We start from the raw sequence: 21,589 nt of genomic DNA, 5'->3' as shown, positions 1-21,589 counted from the left end.
TTTTGGGAGCAAAGAATGTTGAAATTGGTGATGGTAGTTTTACTTGTGTTTGTCCACGAACTCGGTGGCTCATCGGAGCGAGAGGCAATTGCTCAATCAACGGCAATACACGACTGCCCGCTTTACGCTGCGTTCCCAATTGATGGTACAAACTACTTTTGGGCCTGCGATCAGTACCACTCGGAAAACGGTGGCCCTTGTAGCTATGTTGGGAGTTCGTCGCTAATCGGAAGCTACGAGGCCTATGACGGAAGTGACTGCAACCACGATAATTGCAAAATCACCTACACCACACCGCCTAAACTAGAACAGCCAATGGAGCCAGATGATAAGTTTCCGGAAGCAGTGGATGAAAAGGTTGGATTATTGCTGCTTCGTAGTTTTGTAGTGAAATTTAAGCCAGAGGAAGCAGACAAAAATATCAGGGCTCGAGTATTCGTGTTTTTGAGTCGTCATCGAGACAAACAGCGGGATCGAATGTTCGCTTTCGGTTGGGAGGTGAGCGGTGATCCTGATGTCGATATTTCTGTCGAGGAGGGTGCAGTTCACCGATCGCGGTCCGGTGGATCGGTTTTCGATGTTAACATGGGTAACGTCGTGGCGGCCATTATCACGCAGGACTATAGTCAGAAAGAAGAAAAACCGACGCCTGTCGAACAACGCAAATAGACACCGATTTATTGGGCTATTTGGATGAAATCCGCAAGCTCTAACCGGGGCTTGGCACTCCGAGCACATCGGAAGCCAAGCCCCGGATTCGTTTCAAAATATGGCCTCATGAGGAAAGAAAATGGTGAACGGCTTGATGACGTAATTCTCGGGTCTCCTTCGATCACGTCTTTGTTTCCACCACGCACCATTTGATAGTAATCTCCGACTCCGTGAGGCGGCTGGTGTTCTCTCCCAAGCGGCGTCGCATGAATTTGCCAATTACCCTGGACCCATTCGGCCACATTGGAACACAATCCGTAAATTGGCAACTCCTCAGAGACGCAATCGAAGCTAGGGGAACCGACCGGGCCAAATATCTTCGGTTGTAATAGACCTTCGGGAAAGTTTTCTCCCCACGAGTAAGGTTGCTGCCCTCGATTTGTTGCAGCGTATTCAAACTCGACTTCCGTGACCAATCGCTTGCCGCTGATTTCCGCGTAATGCATTGCATCGCCAAATTTGACACAGACCGCGTCTTCAGGGTTCCGCTTCGGAGTTTCCTTGTCGACTGGCAATCGACCATCATTGGCTCGGCGCCAATCTTCGATCGATACTTCGAACGGATCGATAAAGTAATCGGGAACCCTGCACTTCGTTTCACCATCGTTTCGAGGTACCGATGCCATTTGAAAACCTTCTGAACCATTGATTCTGACCATGCCCTCGACAACGTCATTCTCAGGGATACGAATCTCTCGCCATTCGACCGTGCCGTTGTCCTGGACTCGCCACCAGCGATGTCGGTCGCCTGTTGAAAGTCCTTCTCGCTCTTTCGGAACATGCCGGTAAACTTCGTGGAATCGCCCGTCCGGCAAAACAGCGACAATCAGATAGTCTCCAGGATCCAATTGGGTCGTGCAGGGTGTTGAGTCGTCGAGTCGAAACAACTGTTCTGGACGGAGTTCGCTGGTCTCAACATCAATCGGAACGACCGTAATTTCCGCTCCAACTGGCTCGGTTTCAATCAATACCTGTCGATATCCAACGGGCGGCGTGGGGGAAGCGAAGTACATTGTAGCGGCAATTGCCAAGACGGCAATCGTTGACACAGCGACCATCATTCGGTTTCGGCGAATCCACCTCCAAGAGCGAATGACCATGGGAGTACGACGAGCTTGAATCGTCCGACCGTCGAGAAAACTTCGTAAGTCTTCGGCCATGTCCGACGCTGACTGGTATCGTTCGGCAGGCAGCTTTGACATCGCCTTCAAACAGATTGTTTCCAAATCGCGCGGTATCGAGGATACAAGTCGTCGCGGCAACTGGGGTTCGTCCTGTTGAATTTGCGTTAGCAAGACGACTGTTTCGGTTTTCCTAAATGGCACAGACCCGGTGAGCATCTCATACAGGATGACACCGAGTGCATAGATATCTGCCCTCCCATCAGCGCGGTCAGAATCGCCACGAGCTTGCTCAGGGCTCATATAGTGGGGCGTTCCCAGAACGAGACCGGATTGGAGCCGGAAGGAAGCACTTCGATCTCGTTTCGCCAGTCCGAAGTCGGTAATGTGGGGTTCATTCATCAAGTCGAGGAGGACGTTGGCTGGTTTCAGGTCGCGATGGACGATGTCGCGTTCATGCGCATGGGCCAATCCGTCACCAATTTTCGCGCACAACTCTGCAGCTTGATAGGGCGTCAATTTCGTGAGTTTCAGTCGCTGCCTGAGATTCATCCCATGGACAAATGCTAGCGCAATAAAAATCGAGGACGTTGACTCGACGACCTCGTAAACGGGCACAATGTTCGGATGTCGAAGTTTTGCGGCTGCTTTCGCTTCGCGGAGGAACAATTCACGTTGCGATTTGTCGTTCGATATGTTCTTGGGAACTTTTAGGGCGACCTCGCGTTCGAGCTTTGTGTCCCAAGCCCTCCAAACCACCCCAAACGCACCGGTGCCAATCTCCTGACGTAACTCGTAATGCATAAGGAGATTGACGGATGGATCGGGAATGCATGTCTTTGTTGCGTCGTGCTGAAATTCCGACCTCAGCCTCTCGATAACATCGGCAAAGTCTGGAAAACGATCTCGATACTCGTCGAGATCAACGAAGTCCCCGCCGTCAGTTCGGAACTCAATTTCAACGCGGACCAGTTCTTCCAACAAAGTGCTTTCGACCAAATCTTTGGTCTCAGCTGATGCCCGTTGGACTCCATTCGAGCTGACTTTGTAGACTGCGTCTCTTAGAAAATCCTCGATTTTTGGCGTGCCACCGTTTCGATACTCGAATTCGAACAAATCGCAGATTTCATCGACCTGTTTGGAGACTTGAATATCTGGTCGACGCGTCCGGCGGGTATTCACTGATCCAACTCGCTTCGCCAAATGTCGCGAATTAGCCGAAGTTTTCGGGATAACGAGCTCATGGAAATCCCAAACCGATCGGCAATTTCCTTAACGGTCCAGCCCTCTATTCGACTAATCGCAATTGAGCATAGGGTGTCGTCATCCAATAGTCGCAATAACCGAGAAAACTCGTCATTCATTGCCGCGACGAACTCGGGCGTTGGTTCATTTGCGACAAGGTAGTCAAAGGCTTCACTTGCAGAAATCTCCGTTTGACTGATGACTTTTCCGCCCCCTCGTTTGGTCGCTTTCTCTCTTCGATACTCGCGAACACACGAGCGTCTCGTCAATGCCATTAACAGCCACCAAAGCTCATCCCGATTGCGAACATCCGCAAATCGCCCAGCTTCCGCCCCTTGACACAGACCAAAGAATACCGTGGTCGCAATGTCTTCGGCATCGACTAGCCTAGTTGGCATATTCGTTAAATGAGCTCGCGCCAGTCCGACGATCGCATTCGAATACCGATTCCATAGCTTCTGGGTAGCGTCGGCTTCACCAGCCTTCAAGCTTTCAAGCCATTCGGAGATCGAAGATACCTGCTGTGAAGAATCACACATTAATTCGGCATTTTGAACAGATGTTCACAATTAACAGGAGGGCAAAGTATCGCGGAGCATTGGACGCCGCGAGACAGTATCGTTCATCCTAACCTGCGATACTCGTCGTGCAAAGTCATGCGCCATGGGTTCCAACACTTGAGTGCGTATCTGATTGGCCAAAAGCCGCTCGCATTCGGTCAATGTGACGACGGGGCCGTGGTACGTTAGACTTCGGTCTGTTATCAATCCCAGTGGATGCGAAGTCCGGGTACCCGCTTCCTCTCCCTGCCGCTCATCTCACAAACGTGCTCCGCCTCGCATCTTCGTCTCGTCAGCTGGGGTGAAGAAAACTCACACCTTTTTTCTAAAAGCTCGACAGAATTCATGTGTGTACATTTATACTATTGGTGCGTGTTAAAGCTGTGTAAGAGTACGATGACACCGCCAGTAATCCTTGCGGCAACGTGATCTTCAACAAACTGTTTGATAAAGACAACCAACGGCAAAAAACTCAAAGTTTCGGACGCGATGACCTTCCACTCGTCCAAAAATTCGCCGATCGCTTTCGAAACCGGCAACCGAAATCGACCGCGAGCGAATAATGTACTTATTGTGACTACCGAAGCATCCTGCCTAATACTCGTTCCGCGCCAACACGAATATGGCTTGCCCAAAACGGCCTGCGGAAGTTGCTCTCGGCAGTCACGACGGCCTGCAGATCGCTTTCGAGCAATGACCGTGCGTGACAATCCATGCAAATCGGCTGCAGAGTATTTGCAGCACTGCGGGATAAGCAGATTCCCCAAGCTATTGCCGAATTGCGACTTCGATGCCCCCAGGCCACAGGTTCAATTCCCCTGTCTTCAAATGGGTTTCTCCATTGGCGATTTCAGTACTCGGAAGGAAGCAGCAAGACCCAATTCTCAGTGTCATGCGCCGCCCAAATGTCGGCTTCATCGAGCGGGAAATCAGTGAAGGGAATCTGTTCGCGAATGAACGGTTCATCGGGACTATCTGCCCGTGCCGTCAACTCGGCTGACCGATCTGCGTTCACCGCCAACTTCCAAAAATGTATCAAACCAATCCGATCGTCACGCGCTGCCGCTTTACGGAATGCCGACGAATCCAGGTGTATCGCAATCTCGTCGATCAGCCAATAAGCACCACCCCGCTCCGCCACGAACTGCACGCCTTCGGTATAAATCACCGCCCGGTTGAACGCATGCCGATACCGCACATCGCCTCCCGTAAACCGCCGTAAATCGCTCTCACTCAATTCATCCACGAAACCTCACTTTTTCGCTTGCCATTAACGTCCACTACTACGTTGTCGCGATTCACGTTCCGAGTCAATGTGACCATCATACAAGCGTATGCGGCAATACACAGTCAACGTGATGCAAAACCAGTTGGCCAAAAACGTTCGCTATCAGTCGATCCGGCGGGCGGGCCGGGGCATGCCAAACCTCGGTTTGTCATTAACCCCGGCGGCTCCGCATTCCCGCTTTCCTTGGGCATGCCGTCCTCCGTGTGCGTTGTTGCCGGGGGCTCTAAACACCACCAAAGAGCGGTGCCCGCTGATTTCCCCGGAGGGTCTTGTATTCACGGACCCCCGACGCAGGAACGAAGGTCCAAGACTGACGGGCTTGGAGACCGCCTTTGGTTGGTTTAGAGCCACTTTCAAACTACTCCCGTTTTCAAGGCCGCGCAACCGCAAATTGATCGATGACCCGCGGCTCGGCGTCATCGACTTCCAAACCGGCTGGAAATGCTTGCCCTGTGGGGAACTTTCGTCGTACTCTCTGCGGATGAACTTTGGACGAGGGCCGGGAACGCGTAGTTGCCGTTGATGTCGGTGAAGGTCGTCAGATTGATCGAGCCGCCAATCGACTGTGTACCGGTCAGAGTGACCACCACCCCGCCGACGCCCGCTTCGCCGGTTTGGTCGCCATCATTGTTGCTGTCGTTGAAGACGAAGCCGGACACCGTGCGGACTTCGTTGCGAACTGTGACGGCGTTCGCGGCGGGCATCGTGACGATGCTTTGCGGGTCATCGATGGTGACCGACCCCGTGTTATTCGAGGCGATGTCGCGTTCAATGTTGACGATGGCATCGTTCGTGCCCGACAACGGCGTGGTGGTGACGAAATACGGGGCACTCGGACTGCCGGACGCCATGGTGACGTTATTGCCATTGATATCGACGTTGAGGGTGTAGTCGTCGTTGTCTCCGTCATTGGCTTCGATTTCGATGCCACCGTGCCCCCCAGACAGATCGCTGTTGATGTTCGTCAGTGTGTTCCCTGTGACGAGCATGTTCCATACAGCGGGGGCACCCGCTGGATCATTAAACGGGCGAATATGGATGCCTTCCTGTTCGACGTCGCCGAGAGTGTTGCCGTCGATCCACGCGTTGAACAGACCACTAAGGTAGGTCGACTCGGAATCGAGGACTATGCCGTCGACGTGGTGATTCAGCATGTTGTTCGTAATGGCCACAAGAGCCGTCGTGTTTGTTCCGTCGACGTCGAGGTTGATGGCATCAGTAGGTGTGCTGGGGGCTCCACCAATGTTCGTTTGGTTTCCGTCGATCAGGACTGATGCGAAAAAGCCGTCGCTGTTGTTCCCGCCGAGGAACATTTCGATCTCTTCCCCACCGCCGGTGCGTCCCGAGAATATATTGTCGGTGATCCGAGCGGTCAGGGTACCGGCTCCCAGTGCGCTCCGATCCTGAGTGTTGAAGCTGATGCCGCTTTGCTGGAGCCCCGTGAAATTCGATTGATCCACCACGAGATCGAGACTTCCGCCCGCGCTAGTATTCATTTGCACGTTGATGGCACCGACGATTTGGGAACCGGCACTGGAAAAATCACTGTCGATGACATGGACCGCCATGTTGGCCGTGCCGTTCAAGTTGACCGAGATGCCGGACACGCCGTTCAGCGCATCGAATTGGTTGTCATTAAAGGTGATCAGACCGGACACATTCATGACCCCGGCCGTCCCCATGTCGAACCCGGAAATGGTATAGTTGCCGCTGAGGCCGTTCGCGGTCAGGGCGGTACTGGCGTCGTTCCAAATAGCCTGCCGGGAGTTTGCGGCCTGGATGACCAAATCGCCCGACGAACCGCCAATGGCCGACCCCATGAGGTTCAAGTTGACGATCTCGTTATAGGTCCCGTCGTTGACGGTAATGACATCCCCAGGGGAGGCTGAATTGACGGCGGCCTGAATCGTCGTGAAATCGGCCCCCCCGGAATCATCGACCGAGATGGCCGTCAAGAGAACCCGGCTTTCCAAGGCTTCCGCAGTGCACAGTTGGCTCGATGTTTCCTGCGACCGTCGCAGACGTCCGACGCTCGTCGACCGACGAGACCGATTTTTCGGGACGAATCCAAAACAACGGAGGGTAAACTGCTCGAGCCAGTGTACGAAGCGCATGGGTTCTTCCCGACAATCAAACGCAGAGTGGACTAGGCCGCCAAGCCATCACAATCGCTGCTGGCGGTCAAGGTAAAACACCGAACATTCAATGTTCAGAGGACTTAGGCATGATAACCAGTATTGGAAGCCAGGGTGACCATCTACAAGAAAATTGATGGGGAAACCATGATACCGATCAAAAGTTCAATGCAAATATTCGATTCCGACACGTCTGTTGTCTTTGGGGCACAGGCAGCAGTGAGTGCTGCGAAAGCTCAGACCCTATAGAAACAAGGGTTTGCGAAGCTTCGACTAAGCGTTCTGAAAGGCCGCCTGGACTACGGAAGCGAAGTCATGCGTTGATTCGTGGCTCACAAGAATTGAATCGATCCATAATTTGGGATGATTCCTGGTCTATGCGTCAGCCAACTCTCGAAAGAGTTTTTCCAATTCCGACGGTTCGGCTGGCTTGATGAGATGAAGGTCGAACCCTGCCTCCTGGGTTCTGCGGCGGTCCTCCTCTTGGCCCCAACCCGTGAGGGCAACGAGGGCTATGTCTTTGCCCCAGGACTGTTGACGAATGTGTTTTGCCGCTTCGTAGCCATTCATCTTGGGCATTCCGATGTCCATCAAGATCACATGCGGACGAAATGCCGAGGCGACTACGATTGCCTCCTGTCCGTCTCCCGCACGTCGAACCTCGTTGCCAAGCGTTTTGACTACGATTCCCAGCAGCTTGGCGGCTGCTAGGTTGTCATCCACAATGAGAACCCGACGTCCTTTCTGCGGAGAAACCGCTGAGACAGACCCCTGCTCGACTTCCGAAGGGGCACTCGATATCGGTAAGCCGACGTGAAACGTGCTGCCTTGATTACGGCCTTCGCTCTCCACACTAATGTGACCGTCGTGCATCTCTACCAGTGACTTGACCAGAGTCAATCCAATCCCTAACCCGGCATAGGCTTTGTCCGCCAGGTGATCGATTTGGGCGAACATCTCGAAGATTCGCTCTCGCATGTCTGCGGGAATCCCGATGCCGTTATCCGTCACAGAGATGACGATGGTATCTTCTTTCAATTCCACGGAAAGTGAAATCTTCCCACCATCGGGCGTATACTTCGCGGCATTGTTCAGAAGATTGGAGACCACTTGAGCGAGTCGATGCGGGTCGGCGTCCAGATGAATGTGCACATCGGGGACAGACACAGAGAGCTCGTGCCCGGCTTCAATGATGAATGGCTTTGAGGCTTCGATAGCGCTTTGCAGCACATCCGCCAGTTTGACTTGGCATTTTCTGAGTTCGAATTTCCCCCGTGTGATTCGAGACACATCTAGCAGATCATCGACCAGTGTGATCAGCTGCTGCGTTTGTCGTTCCATCGTCTGACGAATTTCTTCCACGGTTTCAGGATCGTCCTGGGACAACTTCATGACTTCCAGGCCCGTGCGGATGGGAGCCAAAGGATTCCGTAACTCGTGGGCCAAAGTTGCTAGAAACTCGTCTTTACGACGGTCGGCCACACGCAAGGCTTCCTCGTCTCGTCGTCTCTCGACGGCAATTCCTGCGGTGCGAGCCAGAACATCGATCAGGCCCAATTGGTCCGACGTGGGTTGGCTGGGCGTGAGGGCATACACGGCAAATGTTCCCAGCACTCGATTAGCCGAGGAAAAAATCGGCGTGGACCAGCACGCCCGCAGCCCGTGACTGAGGGCCAGTTCTCGGAAATCTGTCCACAAAGGGTCTGTGTCGATGTCTGAAACAATCACCGGCTCGCCACGATAAGCCGCTGTTCCGCAGGAACCGACAGCCGGGCCAATTTCCACACCATCGATAGCCTTGGAATAAGCCTCCGGCGCACGACGACCTGCAACCGACCGCAAACGTTTCCCCTCTTCATCCAAGAGGAGAACAGTGGCAATAAGTTTCTGTTGGCTTTGTCCTTCAGTGACTTCGCAGAGAGCATCTAGCACATCGGCCAATGGCGCGTTATTGACCAAAAGTTCCAAAGCTCGTTTTTGCGCCGCAAGAATCGTTTCGTTTCGCTTTCGCTCGCTGACATCTCGAAAGTAAACAGAAATGCCTTCCGTCGCGAAATAAATATGCGCCTCGTACCAGGAGTCGTGGTCTGGATAATAGTCGGTCACACAAAGTGTCTGTTGTTTCGATGCTGCTTCCCGATAGGCCCTCTCGAACTTAGTTCCCTGGAAGCCTGGATATTCCTCCCACAAGTTCCGTCCTAAGAGGTCTTCGGCCTTTCGGCGAATCAACCGTTCCGCCTGAGCGTTGATGTAGGTAAACCGCCATTCTTGATCGACGGCAAAGAACGCATCGGTGATGCTCTCTAACACATTTCGGGTTCTTTGCTCCTGCTCTCGAAGTTTGGCCTCAGCACGATTTCGGTCTGTGACATCCCTGGTGAAGCAGCGGGTATGGACAAATTCCCCGTCCTTCCACATCACACTGGAATCAATCAAGACTTCTTTGATCGAGCCGTCTTTGCAGCGAAGTCGAGCAAGGTAATCACGCAGGTTCTCACCAGCCTGCAAGCGGTTCAAAATGTCAGAGATGATATCCTCGTCGGCATGAAAATCTCGAATCGAATGCCCGACGTACTCGTCCCGGCTATAGCCCAAAAGCTCTAATTCCGCTTGGTTGGCTTTAAGAATGATTCCATCGGGTCCCACCCAATGCAGGCCGATGGTTGCGTTTTGGAAGAAGTCGGTGAGTTGCTCCACACTCTCTTGCAACTGAGCCTCCGCTAGCTTTCGCTCGATGAATTGACCGAGATGCCCAGCGACGGTTTCTGTCATCTCCAGCAAATCCGCATCCGGTTCCTTGATGCTTGTGTTGAAGAACTCAATCACCCCCAAGGTTTCCTCTCCGACGATCACCGGGCTGGCAAAGGCACTGTGCAATCCATCCGTCACAGCTGATGCCGCTCGTGGAAAGTTGGGTTGTTGCGTCACATCGAGCATCCAGATCGGACCGCTCTTGGCCCACGCATTTCCTGGCAAACCTTCACCATGCCGGAAACGGATTTGCCGACTCGCCAATTGAAATGCCGTTTCCGAAATCTGTGACCTGCTGTAGCCCTCCTGACAGACCAATATCTTTTCTTCTTCGTCGACGGACCAGAAAAACCCCATTTCCCATTCCAAATTTTGGCAGACGGCTTCTAGAACCCCCTGAACTGCCTGCGGCAGAGTAGTCGCCGCGGTGAGTACTTGAGTCGCATCGTGGCGAGCATTTCGATACTGCTCCCCTCGCTTCCGCTCGGTAATGTCCCGCAGATATGCGGTGAATAGGGACGAGCCGTCCAAGGGAACATGCGTGATGGCGACTTCAACGGGAAACTCACTTCCATCCGCATGGAGGGCGGTGAGTTCCAGATGTTTGCCTAGGACCGGCCCTTCCCCCGTAGCCAGAAAGCGGGCCAGGCCTGTTCGATGTTGCTCTCGCAAGGGAACCGGAATGACGAGTTCTGCGAGTTCTCGTCCCACGGCCTCGGACGAGCAATAACCGAACGTCTTTTCGGCTGCCGGATTGAAATCCACTACCTTGCCAGTTTCATCCATCTTGATGATGCAATCCAGAGCCGTCTCGAACATAGCCCGTTTGCGGGCTTCACTTGCTCGCAATTCTCTCTCGGCTTGCCTTCGCTCTGTCACATCTCGAAAGACCAAAACGGACCCTAGGACCTCACCATCCTTGGAATAAATCGGAGCAGCGCTGTCCTCAATCGGACGCTCCGTTCCATCCTTGGAGATCAATAACGTATGGTTCGCCAGTCCGATAACTCGGCCATCTCGCAAGGCTCGAAGCGCCGGGTTCTCGACATTCCGTCTAGTGTCTTCGTTAATGATGCAAAACACATCTTCCAGGGGAACACCCGCAGCCGACTCATTGGTCCATCCCGTGAGTTCTTCGGCGACAGAGTTTAGGAGAGTCACTCGACCCGACGCATCCGTCACAATCACGCCGTCGCCAATGCTAGTCAGCGTGACATGGAGGTATTCGCTTCGTTCTTGGAGTTCTTTCTCCAATCCAATCCGTCGTTCAATCTCCTGATTTAACTCACTGATTTTCTCATTGACCAGTTGGTAATGGCGTACCGAAGTTTCCTTGGGAGTGAGCTTGAGGAGTAAAGTTGTCTCACCTCCCTCCGATTCATGATGGGCCAACATCCCGTCGCAACGGCAGACAATCTCATGGTCTTCCTGATTCCGCAAAGTGAGTGCGGTGAGTACTGGTTGTCGGCTACGGGCACAAAGTCGCAGGAAGTCTCGTATCTCGTCCTCGGATGTCGTGCACAATTTGAAAAGAGTCTTCGTCTCCAAATATGAGGGCTCGAAGCTCAACTGACGCACCGCCCCGTTGACGGCCAGGATGCGCCCATCCTTCGTCACTAGTAAGACCGGCTCAGAGAGCAGTGCGAACCAAATGCGAAACTGCTCTGGGGACATGATTCTCAACCTTGGAAATACTCTCGACCATCAGCGGCTTTCGCGTCTTCGGTCGGTTTTAGATGCACGACCACCCGGCAACCCGCATCGCCCCTCGCAATCGCTTCCTCGATGACCACTTTCGAGTAACCCAAGTTCTCAGCGGCGATCAGGCCGAAGACATTTGAAGTCATCATACACAAGGAAGGACGACCAATGACCTTCTCGGCAAAGGGGCAGGCCCGATTTCCCAGCACAATCTTCTCATCGCTCTGTTCGATAATGAAAAAGTCGCCCTGGATTCGACGCTTGAGGTCCACCAACACTTCAGCAACTTGAGGACGAGTCAAATGATTGACCTGCAGCGCCCTGCAGTATTGTTCATTAATCTGTTCCCCCATGCGTTGTCCAACGACGCTGATAAATCCCGACGCTTCTTCGAGGCCCACTACATCTTGTAGTGAACCCGATAGTTCTCTCAGCAGGGTGCGAACGAATCCATCACGTTCCAAGGGAACCGGTAATTGTTGAATTGTTCCTAAGGATTCATCCATCGCGTATTTCCTTGCATTCGAACTTTTGGACCAGAGTAGTGATTTCCTTGACGGGTTCGACCTCGAGGGGATTCGACCAAGTACAGGTAGAATCCGGCTTCTGAAGACTTTCGGGAGAGCTTTGGCCTGTGATTGCCACCCGGCGAGTGCCGCTAAGTTTGGCTTTCTGTCGAAGTGTCCTGGCGACCTGTGAATTTTGACTAAAAGATACAAGCAGTTTACGATACGAAGAGTAGCTGTCAATGAGCGGAAATCGTCGATGCGTTTCGGACCACGAGTCCGAGAAATCCGACGACCGCGGAAACTCACGCAGCGGGAGTTGGCCGAGTAACTGGGTGTGACCTTCAGTGACATCAGCAAGGTTGAGAACGAAAAGCTGCATTTCGGGGATTATCCCAGAGAGAAGTTCATTCTGAAATTGGTAGACATCCTCAACGCCGATGCGGCAGCGTTGCTGCTCTTGGTGGACAAAGTTTCTGCAACCATCCGACAACGCCCTGATGCCTTTCATTCGTTGCCCAGCTTGGATGACTTGTTGTTGGATGGGATGCCTACTAGTCCCTACAGATGGGTGTTGTCGAACAAAAGTCGACTTGTTGTAAAGGTGTCGTGAAACCTCAGGACCTATCAAACAAAGCTATGCGTAACTTAGTCCAGGCCTCCCGGAAAGCAGCTTGGACTAGGGCGGCTGTGACTCCTAGAAAACAGAAAGTCCAAACTAATGATTTTCAGAAGTCACTCTGGTTCCGACATTACTCGAACTTCTGGAATCGCACGTAGCAAGCTCTCTAGTTTGTTGCGAGTTAGCGGCGGATCGTAGGGAACCTTGAAGCTACATATAGCATTGCCTTCGGTCTCGACAAAGGGCTCAAATGTCTTAAATACAAACGACTGGCTCAGCTGATTGAGAAGCCATTTCGCATTCTCCAGCGTGTCCACTCGGACGCGACAGAAATCGCCTAGTGGTCGTATCCAAACTTGACATGTATTCATCGCGTCTCCAAAAATCTGATCCAGTTAGCAAGAGCTTGCCCAGCTAACTGGGGAACTAGGGCAACGATCGTTGTTAGACGTTCATGACGGTGTGGCCTCGAACTCTTTGCAACGTTGTCGAACAGAACTAAAAGGCATGCCACTAGGCCGTTCGTATCGTTCGGCCCGAACAAACCAAAATGCCAAACCGCCGGAATTGTGTTTCGGTCCTCGCTTGGCGTCTGTTGCTCGGACACCGAGAGACCCCTTCCGCCCCGTCTTCTGCCAACCACGCTGTTCCATGACCATTCGAACTAACACCCCGATGGCTTGACGAAATCGTGTGCTGGCACGGGAATGAATGCCGCTTAAAAACTCATCAATCAGAGTTTGGGACTCCAACTCGCGAACAACTCCAGCCAGTGGTGAGCGGTCGTGATGGAGTTCTGATTCCTCCATTCGCCGTTGGCGGTCAGCATCATTGAAAAACACAAGAACTTCGTCGAATGGTTGACGCGGGTCGTTGAGCACGTCGGCAAATGTCTTCCCTTGGTTATCTTCCAAAAAGTCAGCGCGCGTCACCCGGACTTTTGACATCGGAGCGTTCCCATTTAGAACTGCGAGAGTAAGGGGTTGCAAACGTGCAACTACAAATATTGTATCTCCACTGGGTTCAATTAGCTATTTGATAATCACTCAGACGAAGAACATTTCCGAAATAGAGATCTCTCTCGCGAGGAAAATTGATGTGTCAGAGAGCCGGCGGAATTTGATGTGGCTATCGTCTGATCGTCATCGAAACCGATTTCTGGTATGATGTCAGCACGACAAGGGGCAACCGTGTTCCATCGAGGGGATGGCTCTTGTGAACATTGTCACCCTCATATCTTTCGCCCAACTCCAGCGCTCTCGCCGTTCCCTGATAGTGTCCGCGAGTTTTCCACGAGGGAAGCCGCGGCGGAAACGCTTCTCATGAAACTTCGCGTCGGATACGAACTCGTTTACGACTGCCCTCAACCCACACCGATGATCTTGGCATTGAATATTCATTACACACGTGCTTCGGACATTCTTGTGCCAGACCACATCGTGACTCGGCCTTCTGTGCCGGTCAGTGCGTATCGGGATGGTTTTGGCAATTGGTGCACACGGCTAACGGCTCCCCGCGGTGAAATCACTCTCTCCAGTTTGGCCGTCGTGAGTGATACCGGGAAACCCGATGTTGTCATTGCATCGGCGGATCAACATCAAGTGCAAAATCTTCCTGAGGAGACGTTGGTATATCTCTTAGGAAGTCGATATTGCGAAACCGATTTGCTGTCTGAAATGGCTTGGAAGCTATTTGAATCCACGACGCCTGGCTGGCATCGTGTGCAAGCGATTTGCGATTTCGTCCATCAGCACATCACCTTTGGTTACGAGAACACCAGGGCCACAAAAACTGCGTGGGACGCTTTCAACGAACGGACGGGTGTCTGTCGGGACTTTACACATCTTGCCGTGACGTTTTGCCGTTGTCTGAATATTCCAGCGCGGTACTGCACTGGTTATTTGAGTGACGTTGGCGTAGCACCACCCTATGCTCCAATGGACTTCGCAGCTTGGTTCGAAGTCTACTTGGGTGGGCAGTGGCATACTTTTGATGTCCGAAACAACACTCCGCGAATTGGTCGCGTGTTGATCGCCCGAGGCCGCGATGCGGCAGATGTCGCCATTAGCAGCACTTTCGGACCGAATACGCTTAAAAGCTTTAATGTCTATACGGAAGAAGTGGTCAACTGAGAACGCTCCGAACCGGCTCTGTCAAAAGACGTGGTTGCACTCTAACTAGATGGCCAAAGGCTTTCAGAGATGATCGATTTTTCGGCAGCTAATGTACCATGAGATGTGAAGTCTAGAGACCGCTGTCCCTCAATATGGATGGTCGCGAGACGCTGCCCTAGGGAACTCTTCGAAACTTTCTTAATCCAACAATTGCAAAGTTCCTCGGCAAACACCTTGTGTTCTTGATTTGCCGTGTTAGACTCAGTGAATGCGGTTGAATGGTCTGAATTAGTTAGGTCGGCCTCTGCCGCTGCAACATTTTTAGCAATGGAACGAAGATGGCAGAAGGCACGATCAAGAAACTGACGGACAAAGGATTCGGTTTTATCCAAATGACGGATGGAAGAGATATGTTCTTCCATTCCTCAAACGTGGAAGAAGGCAGCTACGAGCAGCTTCAGGAAGGGCAGCGAGTTTCCTACACCGAAGGACGTGGACCGAAAGGCCCCCGGGCCGAGAACGTACGGCCTATTTGAGCTGCACGGGTCAACAACTAAAAAAGGAAGCCGACGAACTTCGTCGGCTTCTTTTTTTAAGAGAGTGGGAAAGTCGCTCTAACTAACATCCATCTGCGTTGACACAAAGAAAGCCCCTACTGGGAAAGACTTTCGTGGGATGGTCAAACGCTGTGACCGCACCTGCAAAGTCATGTCTCCGAGTATGGGGAAGTATCCGTCTCGTTTTTCTTTTTTCGAGACCTGCGAAGGCGTTTTTCCTCCGCTTTCTTCTTTTTGTCTTGCTCACGCTGACGTTTCGCCAACGTCATCTGATGTTTGCTATTTCCGATAACCGACTCCATAACCTTAAGAGATTGCAATAACGCGATCAACGAGTCATCGATGTACGAAACGGTTTGCACGTTTCAACTCAACGCGGCTTGAGTTGCAATTTGGGGCCATCGTCCGTCTCTCTAGTGTCCAGTGTTCGCGACGCGAGGGTTTCGCTGGCCTTCTCGGTGAGAACAAGGACGAGTTGTCCGTCATGGTGGAACAATGTATCGCCCGGTCGTGGACGAGACTTACGAAGCTTTAATCGACGCGAGTTACGAACAATTCGAACAACGTCGCCGGCACTGGCGGACTCTAAGAATTGTTGTAAACGAACACCAGCCGAGGGAGTCACTGTTAACATGCTATCACCTTTTAATAAATGCTGAGTGACGTAACTGCTGTTAAAGAGCAAGTAACTATTCTGATATGCAACGAATGCCGCCGCGACAGCTAACAGCAGTGCGGCGGTCCATTGCCGGGTCTAGTACTTAGAACGAGAACCAGCAATTCAAGTTGCTCGCCCTGCATAGAGCGTTTTAGTAGCGACGTTTGCCACCATATCCACCGCCGCTGTGACGTTCACCGCGTGGCTTTGCCTCATTGACAGTTAACGAGCGACCTTCAACGTCGGTACCATTCAATCCTTCGATTGCCGCATCGCCGCCTTCCGCCATTTCGACAAAACCAAATCCGCGCGAACGGCCAGTTTCACGGTCCATCACAACTTGAGCCGTTGTGACAACCCCGTAAGACCCGAAGGTGTCCCGGAGGACATCCGAAGTGGTGTCGAACGATAGATTGCCGACGTACAAATTCTTACTCATACTAATCCTTTACGAGTCTGCTCTTGAAAAAGAGCTCGACTCATTCTGTAAAAAGTCCATTGTCATCCATTGACGACATGGAGTCTTCACTGAAACCCTGTTCGGCTCAACTTGGGCTTGATTGATCGACTTCAAAACGACGAGCGCAATCCCACTAGGAAGTGGAAATTGGGGCAGAGAAGCGAGAAGTGGACAAACTAGCTTGTGTTGAAAAGTCACTGGCTAGTCAAATTGGTAGATTCGAGAGACAGTCTCAAAGCAAACTACCAGAGAGAGAAGCAGAGTGATGCCGTAGAGCATTCAATGGAGCGTAAAACCGCTCTGTCGTGTCGAAGTGTATCATATTTGCGGTAAGAATGATACAGGAAAACTCTTGCTTGGCTGCGGAATACAACATTTCCGATCCTAAGAACCCGCGTAATAAATAGCCAATGTCCCAGCTAAACCGCATTCGGTACATGGTTTGCGACCGAACTTGAACGGTTGCAGCAACCGTCACGGGCATGGATAGATATTTCGGCTGATACATCCTTTTTGCAGGCCCTACCATGCCACTCAGGTAGCTTCTTCTCCTTTTCTGCGGTTCCTGTTTCGTGGGGCTCGGCTCATCTTGCCCGTTATGGGATTTGCGTCTCAGTCAAGTATTCCGTCCCAGAAATGCAACCGTTCCTCGACGGCCTTGACCGCTTTGACGCTTCCGTCTTGGGAGACAACGAATCCGACCACTTCATGGCATTGCTGGCACACGGAAAAGACGGATTGATGGCGAAGTCCCCAGTTGTCGCATGAATACTCAGTACCGGTAACCGCATCGAGAATGGTCTTATCGGGAGGTAAAAGAACCGGGAATCGCACGCCGAACCCCTCAATTCTCAGGTGCCCGTCGAGCAAAACTGCCCCGTCAATTGCCGCTAAGAGACTCACTCGGCTAACTCCCCGGATCAAGCTGAGGCCAGTTTGCCTGACTGCAGCTTCGGCTCGAAACCGTTCCACTTCCCGGGAAGAATCGGCTTGGGCGTTTAATGCCCCTTGCAATTTCGACTTTGCTCGGCAATGGTTCAGAATGTCATCGGCCAGTGCCGCATGTCCCACAACGGTATAAGTACGATAAGCGAGCATGTTATTGAGTGAGGTCGCTGAGATGACGACGCTACCGCCGTGCCGCTCTAAACGAATTCGTTCCAAAATACTCGCAATCGCCATCATGTACGTGTCTAAAAGACGCTCGGATTCGTCCGTAAACGTGCCCGACTTGCTTGCATTGGCATCCGTTGCTTGCAGTTCGTTGACCAATGTTTCGAAAAACGTCGTCAATGGCTGATCCATCGCGCGAAGCGGATGTTTGTGGGGAGCGATGATTTTCCCGTCTCGCAATCGCACCACTTCCTTTTCGCCTCGGGCGACACTTAACGCTCCCGGTGCTTCAATCGTGATCGTCAGGCAATCAGGTGGCAGGTCTTCTTCACTGACTGGAGTACCCAAAATGCTATCCACCGTCTCACCCAGCCACGCATGACCATGCTCGAACAGTCCCCAAATCTTGAGCGTCCCGTTGAAGTGATGACACCCAATCAACGTTCGGTGGAGTTCCGTGACCGGAGCCAGCCGGACCAACTCACTGGCAGTCAGAATTGCTGGATATTCAAATCGCAACAATGATTTCTTGGCCAGAGATTCCATTGAGACAAATGCCAAGACACAACGGGTGGCGCGGAGTTCCGCCGTTCGAAGCGACGCGTGGTAACATGTCTCCAATAACCGCAGCAAGGTGGGATCATCGGGCAATGCGGAGGACGTCAGGGACTGTGTTGGCCCCCAGTGCGCGTGGAGTTCTTCAAGCAATTGTTCCGGAAATGCGTATTCGCTCATAGTTCATCATTTCATCCGTGATAGTTATTCTTCAAATGCTGTCACTCAGCGAAAGACCACACAAGCAACGATTAAGCATGATATTGTCAGTTGAATGGTTTCGCGGGTAGCACTGTCGTTTCATCAATTGGCAAGTGGTTTAGACTTTTCATCGAAACTAGATTTTCGAGTTCTACACCAATCTGATCGAGCGTCAGGAGGAAGTATGTAATTTGGTGTAGTCTGTTTTTTACTCATTTCGAGAATGGAGAGTTGGAAGCGAGTCGAATCAGAACTAGGCTAGTCAGAATCGTCCGCCTTCAGAATTACTGCAGTCATGTCATCGCCCTCATTGCTTTTGCAGTATCGCGTAACTTCGTCAAAGAGAGCCGCTACGATCTGTTCCGCCGTTTGCTGCTGATGCTGCCTGACCACATCCAGGGTCCGTTTCATGCCGAACATCTCCCCTTCCGGTGAAGTTGCCTCAATGATCCCATCCGTCACTAGTAGGACGAGGTCGCCAGGAACAAGTGTCGCGGTCGATGTTGGAAAAGTTGCTAACCGGACCATACCGAGTGGATATCCTTGGCTGTTCAAGCACCTCTTGATGCCACCTAGTTCATCCAATACATAACCTGGAGGATGACCGGCCCCCGTGAAACTGAGTACGTGGGTTTCGACATTGAGACTTACCAGGAAGGCAGTCACGAATTGGCCGGACGGATTCTCACAAAGACATTCGCTCGTGAGTTCAAGTAGTTTCGCAATATCGTTCGTTATGAATGACAGGCCTCGTAAATACGCATGAGTTTGCGCTGCAAGCAACGCCGCACTGATTCCATGCCCACAAGCATCGGCGACAACTACAGCGACAGAATTCGAGCACGCTGTTGGAAACGAGAGATAGTCAAAGAAATCTCCGCCGACTACATTAGGAGCAATTGACCGTCCACTAATGTCGAATCCCGCGACGCTCGGCCTCGTATGCGGCAGCAGTCCTTCTTGAATTTCCCGAGCGATTCGCCGCTCATCTTCTTGAGAACGCAATCGCCTCTCGGTTGTTCGACGTTCTACGAACTGGCCGATACTGCTGACAATGGTCGTCATGATCTCAAGATCGATGAAGGTGGGTTGCTGAACTTCTCGGCTGTAAAACTCCACGACTCCAATGACATCGACGCCATTATCAATAGGAAAACCGACCGCCCCGCCTAGTCCTTCCTCAACTGCAATGACATTTCTTGCAGAACTCGGATCACTCAAGATGTCCGAGCACCAGGAATATGACTTTTGCTCCCATATGCAACCGGGCAATCCGACTCCTTTTTCGTAGGTTCGATCACGGCTATCATGTTCGAACTTTGAGATCTGAATGCTAGAAGAATGCCAGACTTCGACACATTGCAGAAGATTTTCCTTTCGATCCAGCAGCCAAAGAACGCCAACATCCCACCCGAAACACTTCCCAAGGGCTTGTAGTAGTTCGGCGGCCGCAGCTTCCAGCGAGTCGGCTAACGCCAGAATCCCCGAAATAGCGTGTTCCACACTTAGCCGCTTCTCAAGCTCAGTTTTCTCGGCGAGCAAATCACTGAGGTCTTTGTTCGCGTTCGATAGTTGCTGGACGAGTTCAAACTCACGTGCAACTTCAACTTCAGCGTCCAGCCAGTCCTTTAGACAGTGGTCGTGTGTTCCTTCTCGGGACAACCATTTTAAATAAGCTCGACGAGAAACAACGTCCTGAACGATCAGGGGTGGAGAAACCGACGGAACAGAAGAGGGACATGGGGTATTCGAAGTTTGGGCATTCTCCATAAACCAACCCTCCATTTGACTTTCGCCAGCCACAACGGAGGGAACAGTACCCGGCGTAATGAGGGGAGAGGTCAGGTTGAGTTCGCTAAATAGACGTTATTCCCCTTAGGAGGAGGACGACCTCGCTAAAACCAACCTCTCCATTATATCAACAAAACGTGATGAAAAGACGACATTTGGCAACTGGTGATTCATTTTTCTGAAAGCTTGGTGTGCATTTTGTAGTGCATCAAGCCACCTTGTTGCGTCTGAAAGCCGACAATCGAGGTGCTTCGACTTCACAACTTGGATGGATTTTCAATTTGATTCAGGACCATGGGATTTAAGGATCATTTTGAACTAGTGCTTGAGCGCATTGCGGCGATCGGTGATAATTGCCGTTTGGCTTAAACAATTTGGTATCCTATTGCCAAATTGGACAAGTGCGTGAAGATTTTCATTTGCCGGGCGTTCAGTACCAGAAACTTATTCCGCCACGGCATGTGACTGACGAACTTCTTCTGAAGGGGGCGAACATTCATGTTTCAGAGGGTTTTGTTCGAATCTGATGGAGGTGTTTAGGACACCACTTTCAGTTGACGATGCAGGCGAGAATGTCGGAGGCTTAGCCTTCTATCAAGACATCAGTATAGAGATACCACATGCCTAGAGAACCAAGGTTCAAACAAACGGATTCGATTTTGGTTCGTGACGAAGATGGAAAGGAGTTTCAAGTTGAGGTCATTTCCATGTTCAATGATGCGACCACCGATCGAAGTACAAACGATGAGTGGATTGAGGCACGATTGAAAGAACTCCGTGCTCCCGATGGCAGGCCTGTCTTTCCGGTGGAAGGTGAAGAACGAAAATATTACATCGATGGTGAACCAGACAGGATTCTAATCGCTATCGACTGATACTCTTGGAGGCTGATCGAATTCAAACGGCTTTAAGCCTGCAATGGGATCAGCATAGTTGACGACGTCAAATCCTTAGAAAAGCTTGTCAGTTGTGAAACGGGAGACATTAAGCAGATCGCCGACCAACTAGGTCATATAAGCCATCTTATAATTCAAAACCTGCCGGGCTTTCGCTTTGATATGCGAGTCGACTCCTTCGGTCGCTAGAAGTGTCTTAGCTTTACGGGTAGCACATAAAGGGTTGCGAAGTTCATGAGACATCTTGGCCAAGGATTCATCGCGTTGTTTGCCAGATCAGTGAATCTGATCTCAGACGTGTTTCCGCTCTGTGATATCTTGGATGATACCGATTAGATATACTCTTGGCGCTTAAGATCAAAGACCGCCGCTTTCCCTTTAGCGGACTCTAGGCTTGGCCTTCAAGTTCTGATTGTGAATCGATCTTGACGTTGTTAGGTCCCGCTTGCACGACAGATGAGAGATTTCCTGGATACCTTGTGAGCCATCGGTGCCGGTGCCAAAGAGGATGATCCCTACAGCGCATCGTCCCCAGTCCAAAGCCAATGACCGAAGAAAATGTCTATTGGCAGATTGAGTCTTTGCTTTAGGTCATGGCGTTTCA

General features: G+C 51.7%; 14 protein-coding genes and 1 pseudogene. 3 read left to right on the top strand and 12 right to left on the bottom strand.

Going from position 1 to position 21,589, the window contains the following annotated elements:
• The first annotated feature begins 15 nt into the window (after positions 1-15).
• Entirely contained in the window at positions 16-669 is a 654-nt protein-coding gene (locus AC5DDB_RS01365) for a hypothetical protein (RefSeq protein ID WP_491737869.1), read from the top strand.
• An 8-nt stretch (positions 670-677) separates the two neighbouring features.
• Here AC5DDB_RS01365 and AC5DDB_RS01360 read toward each other — a convergent pair whose 3' ends face one another.
• The 7 genes from AC5DDB_RS01360 to AC5DDB_RS01330 all read right to left on the bottom strand — a co-directional run bounded on the left by AC5DDB_RS01360 (position 678) and on the right by AC5DDB_RS01330 (position 13,587).
• On the bottom strand, positions 678-3,014 hold the full coding sequence (locus AC5DDB_RS01360; protein ID WP_491737868.1) for a bifunctional serine/threonine-protein kinase/formylglycine-generating enzyme family protein: 2,337 nt from the start codon (positions 3,012-3,014) through the stop codon (positions 678-680).
• Complete coding sequence (locus tag AC5DDB_RS01355; protein WP_491737867.1) at positions 3,011-3,616, bottom strand: ECF-type sigma factor; 606 nt, start codon at positions 3,614-3,616, stop codon at positions 3,011-3,013. The genes AC5DDB_RS01360 and AC5DDB_RS01355 overlap by 4 nt, the downstream gene beginning before the upstream one ends.
• Before the next feature lie 871 nt (positions 3,617-4,487).
• On the bottom strand, positions 4,488-4,883 hold the full coding sequence (locus AC5DDB_RS01350) for a DUF6876 family protein (protein WP_491737866.1): 396 nt from the start codon (positions 4,881-4,883) through the stop codon (positions 4,488-4,490).
• A 458-nt stretch (positions 4,884-5,341) separates the two neighbouring features.
• The gene (locus AC5DDB_RS01345) at positions 5,342-7,039 is read right to left on the bottom strand and encodes an autotransporter outer membrane beta-barrel domain-containing protein (RefSeq protein ID WP_491737865.1); all 1,698 of its coding nucleotides are present in this window, start codon (positions 7,037-7,039) and stop codon (positions 5,342-5,344) included.
• Positions 7,040-7,435: 396 nt separating this feature from the next.
• Positions 7,436-11,485 (bottom strand): PAS domain S-box protein, encoded by a 4,050-nt coding sequence (locus tag AC5DDB_RS01340; protein ID WP_491737864.1) that lies wholly within the window; start codon positions 11,483-11,485, stop codon positions 7,436-7,438.
• Positions 11,486-11,490: 5 nt separating this feature from the next.
• Positions 11,491-12,018 (bottom strand): methanogen output domain 1-containing protein, encoded by a 528-nt coding sequence (locus tag AC5DDB_RS01335; RefSeq protein ID WP_491737863.1) that lies wholly within the window; start codon positions 12,016-12,018, stop codon positions 11,491-11,493.
• A gap of 1,074 nt (positions 12,019-13,092) precedes the next feature.
• Positions 13,093-13,587 (bottom strand): hypothetical protein, encoded by a 495-nt coding sequence (locus AC5DDB_RS01330; RefSeq protein WP_491737862.1) that lies wholly within the window; start codon positions 13,585-13,587, stop codon positions 13,093-13,095.
• Between the two features lie 375 nt (positions 13,588-13,962).
• On the opposite strand from AC5DDB_RS01330, the gene AC5DDB_RS01325 reads away from it, so the two are divergent.
• Both AC5DDB_RS01325 and AC5DDB_RS01320 read left to right on the top strand, forming a co-directional pair.
• Positions 13,963-14,772, top strand: a complete 810-nt coding sequence (locus AC5DDB_RS01325) for a transglutaminase-like domain-containing protein (RefSeq protein WP_491737861.1) — start codon at positions 13,963-13,965, stop codon at positions 14,770-14,772.
• Positions 14,773-15,092: 320 nt separating this feature from the next.
• The gene (locus AC5DDB_RS01320) at positions 15,093-15,290 is read left to right on the top strand and encodes a cold-shock protein (RefSeq protein WP_491737860.1); all 198 of its coding nucleotides are present in this window, start codon (positions 15,093-15,095) and stop codon (positions 15,288-15,290) included.
• Between the two features lie 391 nt (positions 15,291-15,681).
• Here the strand turns inward: AC5DDB_RS01320 and AC5DDB_RS01315 are convergent, their stop codons facing one another.
• From AC5DDB_RS01315 to AC5DDB_RS01295, 5 genes and pseudogenes are all read right to left on the bottom strand, one after another.
• Entirely contained in the window at positions 15,682-15,945 is a 264-nt protein-coding gene (locus AC5DDB_RS01315) for a hypothetical protein (protein WP_491737859.1), read from the bottom strand.
• Positions 15,946-16,120: 175 nt separating this feature from the next.
• Positions 16,121-16,408 (bottom strand): RNA-binding regulator, encoded by a 288-nt coding sequence (gene rbp / locus AC5DDB_RS01310; RefSeq protein WP_491737858.1) that lies wholly within the window; start codon positions 16,406-16,408, stop codon positions 16,121-16,123.
• 633 nt (positions 16,409-17,041) lie between these two features.
• Complete coding sequence (locus AC5DDB_RS01305; RefSeq protein WP_491737857.1) at positions 17,042-18,277, bottom strand: putative sensor domain DACNV-containing protein; 1,236 nt, start codon at positions 18,275-18,277, stop codon at positions 17,042-17,044.
• A 279-nt stretch (positions 18,278-18,556) separates the two neighbouring features.
• Positions 18,557-19,801, bottom strand: coding sequence for a SpoIIE family protein phosphatase (locus AC5DDB_RS01300; protein WP_491737856.1), 1,245 nt, complete (start codon positions 19,799-19,801; stop codon positions 18,557-18,559).
• Between the two features lie 1,562 nt (positions 19,802-21,363).
• Positions 21,364-21,534 (bottom strand): annotated as a pseudogene (locus AC5DDB_RS01295) (hypothetical protein); the annotation flags it as partial.
• Positions 21,535-21,589 lie beyond the last annotated feature (55 nt).

Source organism: Thalassoroseus sp., from assembly GCF_984380535.1.
Note: the sequence above shows the minus strand (reverse complement) of the source record. Positions and strands in the feature narration are given on the sequence as shown.